We start from the raw sequence: 9,887 nt of genomic DNA, 5'->3' as shown, positions 1-9,887 counted from the left end.
CTCGTACCTGCCGCCGCACGTGTGGGCGGTCGCGGCGGGCTGGGCGCTGCTGGCCGGGGTGATCGGTTTCGTCTACTTCTGGAAGGCCGAGGAGAGGTACGGCCGTGGCTGACGCGAACACGGACCCGCGCACGCCCACCGTCATCGCGGACGACCTGCACATCGTCTACCGCGTCAACGGGGCCAGGGGCGGCAAAGGCAGCGCCACGGCGGCGCTGAGCCGCATGATCCGGCGGGGCAAGGACGACGCGGCACGGGGCGCGCGCACGGTGCACGCCGTGCGCGGGGTCTCCTTCGTCGCCTACCGGGGCGAGGCCATCGGCCTGATCGGCTCCAACGGCTCGGGCAAGTCGACCCTGCTGCGGGCCATCGCCGGTCTGCTGCCCGCCGAGAAGGGCAAGGTCTACACCGGCGGCCAGCCCTCTCTGCTCGGCGTCAACGCGGCCCTGATGAACGACCTGACGGGTGAACGGAACGTCATACTGGGCGGGCTCGCCATGGGCATGTCCCGCGAGCAGATCCGGGAGCGCTACCAGGAGATCGTCGACTTCTCCGGGATCAACGAGAAGGGCGACTTCATCACCCTGCCGATGCGCACCTACTCCTCCGGCATGGCCGCCCGGCTGCGCTTCTCCATCGCCGCCGCCAAGGACCACGACGTCCTGATGATCGACGAGGCGCTGGCCACGGGCGACCGCAAGTTCCAGAAGCGTTCCGAGGCGCGCATCCGCGAGCTGCGCAAGGAGGCCGGCACCGTCTTCCTGGTCAGCCACAACAACAAGTCGATCCGGGACACCTGCGACCGCGTCCTGTGGCTGGAGCGGGGCGAGCTGCGCCTGGACGGGCCGACGGACGAGGTGCTCAAGGAGTACGAGAAGTTCGCCGGGAAGTAGCCTGGCACGCCGGGGTCCGCCAGGCTCCGGCGTCTGCCAAGGAAGCGTCAACTCCCGCCCTGTGTAGGAAACTTGAAGCCAATCGGTGCGTTGTGGTGATGCACGGGACACCCCGGCGGTCGGTATCGCGTTGTACAACGTAAGCTGTAGCGGTGCCTAAAGACGGCAATCAGGGCCATAACGCGCGACGCCGCCCGGCGGTCCCCTCCACCGGAAGCGTGGGCGGCGTGTCCGAAATAGTGTGAATTGGGTCGGCAGTGTAGAACGGGAGATGTGACGGCAATGGCTACGGAGGCTCCCCTGCTGAACGCAGCATGTGTCGTCCCCGCCCAGGGCAGCCCTCGATGACGCGAACCGGCACGCCGCGCGGCGTCGACCCCGAGCGCGCCACCCTCGACAAGGCCGCCGCCGAGAACTTCCCGGTGGCGCCCTTCTTCCTGCCCAGGGCCTGGCGTGACGACCTGATGGCGGTCTACGGCTACGCCCGGCTGGTCGACGACATCGGCGACGGCGACCTGGCCCCCGGCGGAGCCGACGCCCGGCTGCTCGGCGTAGCCCCCGAACGGGCCGATGACCGGACGGCGCTGCTGGACGCGGTCGAGGCGGATCTGCACCGAGTGTTCGACGACGTCCCGCGCCATCCGCTGCTGCGCGGGCTCCAGCCGACGGTCCGCCGCCACGCCCTGACCCCGGAACCCTTCCTGGGCCTGATCGCCGCCAACCGCCAGGACCAGATCGTCAGCCGCTACGAGACCTACGACGACCTGCTCGCCTACTGCGCGCTGTCGGCCAACCCGGTCGGCCGCCTCGTCCTCGCCGTGACCGGCACCGCGAGCCCCGAGCGGATCCGCCGTTCCGACGCCGTCTGCACCGCTCTCCAGATCGTCGAGCACCTCCAGGACGTCGCCGAGGACCTCGGCCGCGACCGCGTCTACCTGCCCGCCGCGGACATGAAGCGCTTCCACGTCCGGGAGGCGGACCTCGCCGCGCCGCACGCCGGCGCGTCGGTGCGCGCGCTGATCGCATTCCAGGCGCAACGCGCCCGGGACCTCCTGGAGGAGGGCGAGCCCCTCGTGGCCGGCGTCCACGGCAAGCTGAAACTGCTGCTCGCGGGATTCGTGGCAGGGGGAAGGGCGGCCCTCGGCGCCATCGCCGCCGCCGAATACGACGTACTCACCGGCCCGCCCAAGCCCGGCAAGGTCCGGCTGCTGCGCGAGGTGGGCATGACGCTGCGAGGAGAGGGGTGATCCGGACCGTGGAATCGGAAGCACACGCGTCAGCACCGGTACTCGCCGCATACCGGTACTGCGAGGCCGTCACCGGACAGCAGGCCCGCAACTTCGCCTACGGTATCCGGCTGCTGCCGACGCCCAAGCGGCGCGCGATGTCCGCGCTGTACGCGCTGTCCCGGCGCATCGACGACATCGGCGACGGCCCGCTGGCGGACGACGTCAAGGTGGCCAGGCTCGAGGACACCAGGGCGCTGCTCACCCGGATCCGGAACGGCGCGGTCGACGAGGACGACACCGACCCGGTCGCCGTCGCCCTCGCGCACGCCGCACAGCGGTTCCCGATTCCGCTCGGCGGCCTGGACGAGCTCCTCGACGGCGTCCAGATGGACGTGCGCGGCGAGACCTACGAGACCTGGGACGACCTGAAGGTCTACTGCCGCTGCGTCGCGGGTGCCATCGGGCGCGTCTCCCTCGGCGTCTTCGGTACGGAACCCGGAGCGCGGGGCGTCGAGCGCGCCGCCGAGTACGCCGACACGCTGGGGCTCGCGCTCCAGCTCACCAACATCCTCCGGGACGTCAGGGAGGACGCCGAGGGCGGTCGCACGTACCTGCCCGCCGACGACCTCGCCAAGTTCGGCTGCGCGGCCGGGTTCAGCGGGCCGACCCCGCCGCAGGGTTCCGACTTCGCGGGCCTCGTCCACTTCGAAGTACGCAGAGCCCGCGCCCTGTTCGCCGAGGGCTACCGGCTGCTGCCCATGCTCGACCGGCGCAGCGGTGCCTGTGTCGCCGCCATGGCCGGCATCTACCGCCGCCTCCTCGACCGCATCGAGCGCGAGCCCGAGGCCGTGCTGCGCGGCCGGGTCTCCCTGCCCGGACGGGAGAAGGCCTACGTCGCGGTGCGCGGCCTCTCCGGCCTGGACACCCGGAACGCGACCCGGCGGACCGTCAGGAGGCGTGCCTGATGGACACACCGCTCCCGGTCGGCGCCCCCGCCGGGAAGCGGCGGGCAACCCTCCGCCGCGACGCCGCGTCCCGTACTGAGACGGCCGTCCGCACACCGTCCGGGCCGTACGGCAGCCGGGCAGGAAAGGGCGCACCATGACCCGTGTCAACAGGCCCGAAGGCTCACTCGCCGGCGATCGGGCACCGGCGGGACGGCATGCCGTCGTGATCGGCGGCGGGCTCGCCGGAGTCACCGCCGCGCTCGCGCTCGCCGACGCCGGAGTGCGCGTCAGCCTGCTCGAGGGCCGACCGCGGCTCGGCGGGCTCGCCTTCTCCTTCCGGCGCGGCGACCTGACCGTCGACAACGGCCAGCACGTGTACCTGCGCTGCTGCACCGCCTACCGCTGGTTCCTCGACCGGATCGGCGGAGCGGCCCTGGCACCGCTGCAGAATCGTCTCGACGTCCCCGTTCTCGACGCCGACCGACCCGAGGGCCGACGGCTCGGCCGACTGCGCCGCGACGCGCTGCCCGTACCCCTGCACCTGGGGCGCGGCCTCGCCACGTACCCGCACCTCTCGCTCGCCGAGCGGGCCGGGGCGGTCCGGGCCGCACTCGCGCTCAAGGGGCTCGACCTCGCCGATCCGGCCCTCGACGACCAGGACTTCGGCAGCTGGCTGGCCGCGCACGGCCAGTCGGCGCGCGCCGTCGAGGCACTGTGGGACCTGGTCGGGGTCGCCACCCTCAACGCGGTCGCGGGCGACTCCTCCCTGGCGCTCGCCGCGATGGTGTTCAAGACCGGACTGCTGTCCGACCCGGGCGCCGCCGACATCGGCTGGGCCCATGTCCCGCTGGGCGACCTGCACGACCGGCTGGCCCGCAAGGCGCTCGACTCCGCGGGCGTCCGTACCGAGGTCCGTACCCGCGTCACCTCCGTCTCCCCGCACGGCGACGCGGGGTGGAGCGTCCGGTTTCCCGGCGAGACACTCGAGGCGGACGCGGTCGTCCTCGCCGTACCGCAGCGCGAGGCGCACGACCTGCTGCCCGCGGGAGCGCTCGACGAGCCGGAGCGGCTGCTCCGCATCGGCACCGCGCCGATCCTCAACGTCCACGTCGTCTACGACCGCAAGGTGCTCGCCCGGCCCTTCTTCGCGGCCCTCGGCAGCCCCGTGCAGTGGGTCTTCGACCGCACCGAGGCGTCCGGCCTGCGGCAGGGGCAGTACCTGGCCGTGTCGCAGTCGGTCGCGCAGAACGAGATCGACGAGCCGGTGGCCGCGCTGCGCGCACGCTATCTGCCCGAACTGGAACGGCTGCTGCCGCGCACCCGCGGAGCCGGCGTACGGGACTTCTTCGTCACCCGGGAGCGCACCGCCACGTTCGTTCCCGCACCCGGCGTCGGACGGCTCAGGCCCGGCGCCCGCACCAAGGCCCCCGGCCTGTACCTGGCCGGAGCGTGGACCGCCACCGGGTGGCCCGCGACCATGGAGGGTGCGGTCCGCAGCGGCGTCGACGCGGCGGACGCCGCGCTGGGCGCCCTGGGCCGGCCCCGCCCCCGCCACCTCTTCGCAGAGGAGGAGGCGGCCGACCGCGGCGTTCCGGGCGCCGCCGTGCGAGGTGGACTCCGGTGACCGCCGACGCACCCGCCGCGGCAGGCCCGCGCACCCCCGGTACCGCAACAAGAGGAGAGACTGTGCCCACTGTGCCCCCGGCCTCGAAGGCCGCTGGAAGGACCGCGGCGGACGCGCCCGCGCTCCTGGAGCGCGGCCGGACACTGGCCATGCCGGTACTGCGGGCGGCCATCGACCGCCTGGCGCCTCCCATGGACACCGTCGCCGCCTACCACTTCGGCTGGCTCGACGCCGACGGCCGGCCCGCCGACGGCGACGGCGGCAAGGCCGTGCGCCCCGCGCTCGCCGTGCTGTCCGCCGAGGTCACCGGTGCCGCCCCCGAGGTCGGCATCCCCGGCGCGGTCGCCGTCGAACTCGTGCACAACTTCTCCCTGCTGCACGACGACCTGATGGACGGCGACGAACAGCGCAGGCACCGCGACACCGTCTGGAAGGTGCACGGCCCCGCCCAGGCCATCCTGGTCGGCGACGCCCTGTTCGCCCTCGCCTACGACGTGCTGCTGGAACTCGGCACCGCCGAGGCCGCCCGGGCCGCCCGCCGGCTGACCACCGCCAGCCGCTCCCTCATCGACGGCCAGGCGCAGGACATCTCCTACGAGCACCGCGAACGGGTCGGCGTCGAGGAGTGCCTGGAGATGGAGGGCAACAAGACCGGCGCCCTGCTGGCCTGCGCCAGTTCCGTCGGAGCCGTCCTCGGCGGTGCCGACCAGCACACCGCCGACACCCTGGAGACCTACGGCCACCACCTCGGCCTGGCGTTCCAGGCCGTCGACGACCTGCTCGGCATCTGGGGCGACCCGGCTGCCACCGGCAAGCAGACCTGGAGCGACCTGCGGCAGCGCAAGAAGTCCCTCCCGGTCGTGGCGGCGCTCGCCGCGGGCGGCTCCGCCTCCGAACAGCTCGCCCACATCCTCGCCACCGACGCCGAGAGCAGCGACTTCGCGAACTTCTCCGAGGAGGAGTTCGCGGCCCGCGCGGCTCTCATCGAGCAGGCCGGCGGACGGGAGTGGACCGCCGAGGAAGCACGTCGTCAGCACACCACCGCCATCGAAGCCCTCGACGCCGTCGACATGCCCGACCGAGTACGGGACCAGTTCACGGCGCTCGCGGACTTCGTCGTCGTACGAAAGAGATGATCACCATCGGTCGAATAGCCCTCGCGTAGTCGCCGGCCGGTGTGACGAGGAGTACGGCACCGGCCGACGGCGGACCCACAGCAGACGCACACCTTGCAGGACTGCACGAAGGGGAAGCCATGACAGCGACGACCGACGGAAGCACCGGGGCGGTCCTGCCGTCCCGAGTGACCGCGGCCAGCGAAAACGACACCGACATCCCCGTGGCGGCCGGGGCACCCGACATCGCCGCCGGCGCCATGCGGCGCGCCACCGAGTTCCTGCTGTCCCGCCAGGACGACCAGGGCTGGTGGAAGGGAGACCTCGAGACCAACGTCACGATGGACGCCGAGGACCTGCTGTTGCGTCAGTTCCTCGGCATTCTCGACGAGAAGACCACCCGTGCCGCCGCCCTGTTCATCCGGGGCGAGCAGCGCGAGGACGGCACCTGGGCCACCTTCCACGAAGGCCCCGGCGAGCTCTCCGCCACCATCGAGGCGTACGTCGCCCTCCGGCTGGCCGGTGACCCGCCGGACGCCCCGCACATGGCGCGGGCCTCCGCCTGGGTCCGCGCGCACGGCGGGGTCGCCGCCTCCCGGGTCTTCACCCGGATCTGGCTGGCCCTGTTCGGCTGGTGGAAGTGGGAGGACCTGCCGGAACTCCCGCCCGAGCTGATCTGGTTCCCGTCCTGGGTGCCGCTCAACATCTACGACTTCGGCTGCTGGGCACGGCAGACCATCGTCCCGCTGACGATCGTCTCCGCCGAGCGGCCGGTACGGCCCGCCCCGTTCCCGCTGGACGAGCTGCACACCGACCCGGCCCGCCCCAACCCTCCCGTACCGCTCGCTCCGGCGACCAGTTGGGACGGCGCCTTCCAGCGGCTGGACAAGGGCCTGCACGCGTTGCGCAGGGCCGTCCCGCGCGGGCTGCGCAGGGCGGCGATGCACACCGCGGCCCGCTGGATCATCGAACGGCAGGAGAACGACGGCTGCTGGGGCGGCATCCAGCCGCCCGCCGTGTACTCGGTCATCGCCCTGCACCTGCTCGGCTACGACCTGAACCACCCGGTGATGCGCGCGGGACTCCAGTCCCTGGACCGGTTCGCCGTGTGGCGCGAGGACGGCGCCCGGATGATCGAGGCCTGCCAGTCCCCGGTGTGGGACACCTGTCTCGCCACCATCGCCCTGGCCGACGCCGGTCTGCCCGCCGACCACCCGCAACTGGTCAGGGCCGCCGACTGGATGCTCGGCGAACAGGTCGTCAGACCCGGTGACTGGTCCGTCCGCAGGCCCGGACTGCCGCCCGGTGGCTGGGCGTTCGAGTTCCACAACGACAACTACCCCGACATCGACGACACCGCCGAGGTGGTCCTCGCACTCCGCCGGGTCAAGCACCACGACCCGGAGCGGGTCGACAACGCCATCGGCCGCGGGGTGCGCTGGAACCTCGGCATGCAGTCCCGCAACGGTGCCTGGGGCGCGTTCGACGTCGACAACACCAGCCCGTTCCCCAACCGGCTGCCGTTCTGCGACTTCGGCGAGGTCATCGACCCGCCGTCGGCCGATGTCACCGCCCACGTCGTGGAGATGCTCGCCGTCGAGGGACTCGCCCACGACCCGCGCACCCGGCGCGGCATCCGGTGGCTGCTCGCCGAACAGGAGCCGGACGGCTCGTGGTTCGGCCGCTGGGGCGTCAACTACCTCTACGGCACCGGGTCCGTGGTGCCCGCGCTGGTCGCCGCCGGGCTCCCCGGCTCGCACCCGGCGATCCGGCGGGCCGTCGCCTGGCTGGAGTCGGTCCAGAACGACGACGGCGGCTGGGGCGAGGACCTGCGCTCCTACCGGCACGCCCGTGAGTGGAGTGGCCGGGGCGCCTCGACCGCGTCGCAGACGGGGTGGGCGCTGATGGCCCTGCTGGCGGCCGGCGAGAAGGAGTCCGGGGCCGTCGAGCGCGGCATCGCGTGGCTGGCCGCCACCCAGCGGGAGGACGGCTCCTGGGACGAGCCCTACTTCACCGGCACCGGTTTCCCCTGGGACTTCTCCATCAACTACCACCTCTACCGGCAGGTCTTCCCGCTCACCGCGCTCGGCCGGTACGTGAACGGGGAACCGTTCGCCGGGAAGCCCGCCGCGGGCACGGCGAGCGCGGGCGCACCGGATGCTTCGGGCGTCGGCGTGTCGGACGCCGGAGCGTCGGGTCCCGGACCGGAGCAGCGGCTCGCCGAGGCGAAGGGCAGCTGATGAGTGTCCGGCCGGCCCCGGCCCCGCTGCTGATCGCCTGCGCGCTCGGCATCGAGCAGCTCGCCCTGCACAGGCGGGTGCGGGCAGGGGCCGCCGGGCCGGTCGCCGTCCTGCGGACGGGCATGGGGCCGGAGGCGGCCGAGCGCTCGATCACCCGGATGCTCGCCGAACGGGTGCTGCGCGACGCGGCCGTGCTGGCCACCGGCTTCTGCGCGGGGCTGGCTCCCGGGATGCACCCCGGCGACCTGGTGGTCGCCGGGGAGACCCGGGACCCGCGCGGCAGCGTCCCCTGCGACGGCACCGAACTGCTGGTGAAGGAACTGGTCCGGGTCGCCCCGGGGCGCACCGTCCACACCGGTCCGCTCACCGGTTCCGAGCACGTCGTCCGCGGGCACGAACGGTCCGATCTGCTCGCCACCGGCGCGATCGCCGTGGACATGGAGTCCGCGGCCACGCTCCTGAGCGCCGTCCGGGTGGGTGCGCGCCCTGTTGCGGCCGTCCGGGTGGTCGTGGACGCTCCTGAACATGAACTGGTCCGGATCGGCACGGTGCGCGGTGGAATATCGGCTTTCCGCGTTCTTCGTTCCGTTCTTCCCGCGTATCTCGAATGGCACCGTTCCTTGCTGCTCCCCAGGAGGTGAGCCAGATGGCCATGCCACTGCGGCAGTCCATCAAGGTCGCTACGTACTTGGCCGAACAGAAGCTCCGCAGGCGCGAGAAGTTTCCGCTCATCGTCGAGCTGGAACCGCTCTTCGCCTGCAATCTCGCGTGCGAGGGCTGCGGGAAGATCCAGCACCCGGCCGGGGTGCTCAAGCAGCGCATGCCGGTCGCCCAGGCCGTGGGCGCGGTGCTGGAGTCCGGTGCGCCGATGGTGTCGATCGCCGGCGGTGAGCCACTGATGCACCCTCAGATCGACGAGATCACACGCCAGTTGGTGGCCAGGAGGAAGTACGTGTTCCTGTGCACCAACGCCATGCTGCTGCGCAAGAAGATGGACAAGTTCACGCCGTCGCCCTACTTCGCGTTCGCCGTGCACATCGACGGGCTGCGCGAGCGGCACGACGAGTCCGTCGCGAAGGAGGGCGTGTTCGACGAGGCCGTGGCCGCCATCAAGGAGGCCAAGCGGCGCGGCTTCCGGGTCACCACCAACTCGACCTTCTTCAACACCGACACCCCGCAGACCGTCGTCGAGGTGCTCAACTACCTCAACGACGACCTCAAGGTCGACGAGATGATGATCTCGCCCGCCTACGCCTACGAGAAGGCCCCCGACCAGGAGCACTTCCTGGGTGTGGAGCAGACCCGGGAGCTGTTCAGGAAGGCCTTCGCCGGCGGCAACCGGCGCCGCTGGCGACTGAACCACTCCCCGCTGTTCCTGGACTTCCTCGAGGGCAGGATCGACTTCCCGTGCACCGCGTGGGCGATCCCGAACTACTCGCTCTTCGGATGGCAGCGCCCCTGCTATCTGATGAGCGACGGCTATGTGCCGACGTACCGGGAGCTGATCGAGGAGACCGACTGGGACAAGTACGGCCGGGGCAAGGACCCGCGCTGCGCCAACTGCATGGCGCACTGCGGATACGAGCCCACCGCCGTCCTCGCCACCATGGGGTCGCTCAAGGAGTCCCTGCGCGCCATGCGCGACACGGTCTCGGGAAACAGGGAGTGAGGCGATGACCGCCGTATCGCTCGGGATGCCCGGGGCGCCCGCGTCGTCGCTCGCCGAGCGGCGTGCGTCGCGGCGGATCCAGGTGGGGTCGGTGGCGGTGGGCGGGGACGCGCCGGTGTCGGTGCAGTCGATGACCACCACGCGCACCTCCGACATCGGCGCGACGCTGC

General features: G+C 72.1%; 10 protein-coding genes and 1 pseudogene. All 11 read left to right on the top strand.

Annotation, left to right across the window (positions count from 1 at the left end; translation table 11 throughout):
• Positions 1 to 112: pseudogene (locus AB0I73_RS38650) on the top strand (ABC transporter permease); the annotation flags it as partial.
• Positions 105 to 893, top strand: coding sequence for an ABC transporter ATP-binding protein (locus AB0I73_RS38645; protein WP_363045081.1), 789 nt, complete (start codon positions 105 to 107; stop codon positions 891 to 893). The pseudogene AB0I73_RS38650 and the gene AB0I73_RS38645, both read left to right, overlap by 8 nt.
• Before the next feature lie 344 nt (positions 894 to 1,237).
• Positions 1,238 to 2,140, top strand: coding sequence for a squalene synthase HpnC (gene hpnC / locus AB0I73_RS38640; RefSeq protein WP_363045080.1), 903 nt, complete (start codon positions 1,238 to 1,240; stop codon positions 2,138 to 2,140).
• Positions 2,137 to 3,087, top strand: a complete 951-nt coding sequence (gene hpnD, locus AB0I73_RS38635) for a presqualene diphosphate synthase HpnD (RefSeq protein WP_363045079.1) — start codon at positions 2,137 to 2,139, stop codon at positions 3,085 to 3,087. The genes hpnC and hpnD overlap by 4 nt, the downstream gene beginning before the upstream one ends.
• Complete coding sequence (locus AB0I73_RS38630) at positions 3,087 to 3,227, top strand: DUF6380 family protein (protein WP_363045078.1); 141 nt, start codon at positions 3,087 to 3,089, stop codon at positions 3,225 to 3,227. Before hpnD ends, AB0I73_RS38630 begins: the two co-directional genes overlap by 1 nt.
• A complete protein-coding gene (gene hpnE / locus AB0I73_RS38625; RefSeq protein WP_363045077.1) occupies positions 3,224 to 4,693 on the top strand; it encodes a hydroxysqualene dehydroxylase HpnE in 1,470 nt (489 codons plus the stop codon). Before AB0I73_RS38630 ends, hpnE begins: the two co-directional genes overlap by 4 nt.
• Positions 4,694 to 4,764: 71 nt before the next feature.
• Complete coding sequence (locus AB0I73_RS38620) at positions 4,765 to 5,829, top strand: polyprenyl synthetase family protein (RefSeq protein ID WP_363045083.1); 1,065 nt, start codon at positions 4,765 to 4,767, stop codon at positions 5,827 to 5,829.
• Between the two features lie 119 nt (positions 5,830 to 5,948).
• Positions 5,949 to 8,048, top strand: coding sequence for a squalene--hopene cyclase (shc, locus tag AB0I73_RS38615; RefSeq protein ID WP_363045076.1), 2,100 nt, complete (start codon positions 5,949 to 5,951; stop codon positions 8,046 to 8,048).
• Positions 8,048 to 8,689: a 1-hydroxy-2-methyl-2-butenyl 4-diphosphate reductase gene (locus AB0I73_RS38610; protein ID WP_363045075.1), complete on the top strand. Its 642-nt coding sequence runs from the start codon at positions 8,048 to 8,050 to the stop codon at positions 8,687 to 8,689. Before shc ends, AB0I73_RS38610 begins: the two co-directional genes overlap by 1 nt.
• A gap of 5 nt (positions 8,690 to 8,694) precedes the next feature.
• Entirely contained in the window at positions 8,695 to 9,717 is a 1,023-nt protein-coding gene (hpnH, locus tag AB0I73_RS38605; protein ID WP_363045074.1) for an adenosyl-hopene transferase HpnH, read from the top strand.
• Between the two features lie 4 nt (positions 9,718 to 9,721).
• A partial coding sequence (locus AB0I73_RS38600; RefSeq protein ID WP_363045082.1) for a flavodoxin-dependent (E)-4-hydroxy-3-methylbut-2-enyl-diphosphate synthase occupies positions 9,722 to 9,887 on the top strand: 166 nt, incomplete at its 3' end.

This window comes from Streptomyces sp. NPDC050388, assembly GCF_040655635.1.
GTDB lineage: Bacteria > Actinomycetota > Actinomycetes > Streptomycetales > Streptomycetaceae > Streptomyces.
This window is presented reverse-complemented; position numbering and strand designations above follow the sequence as displayed.

Bases quoted from the DNA above. Each gene is read 5' to 3' on its own strand.
- hpnH (WP_363045074.1), top strand. From the start codon at position 8,695: ATGGCCATGCCACTGCGGCAGTCCATCAAGGTCGCTACGTACTTGGCC.
- AB0I73_RS38610 (WP_363045075.1), top strand. From the start codon at position 8,048: ATGAGTGTCCGGCCGGCCCCGGCCCCGCTGCTGATCGCCTGCGCGCTC.
- shc (WP_363045076.1), top strand. From the start codon at position 5,949: ATGACAGCGACGACCGACGGAAGCACCGGGGCGGTCCTGCCGTCCCGA.
- hpnE (WP_363045077.1), top strand. From the start codon at position 3,224: ATGACCCGTGTCAACAGGCCCGAAGGCTCACTCGCCGGCGATCGGGCA.
- hpnC (WP_363045080.1), top strand. From the start codon at position 1,238: ATGACGCGAACCGGCACGCCGCGCGGCGTCGACCCCGAGCGCGCCACC.
- AB0I73_RS38630 (WP_363045078.1), top strand. From the start codon at position 3,087: ATGGACACACCGCTCCCGGTCGGCGCCCCCGCCGGGAAGCGGCGGGCA.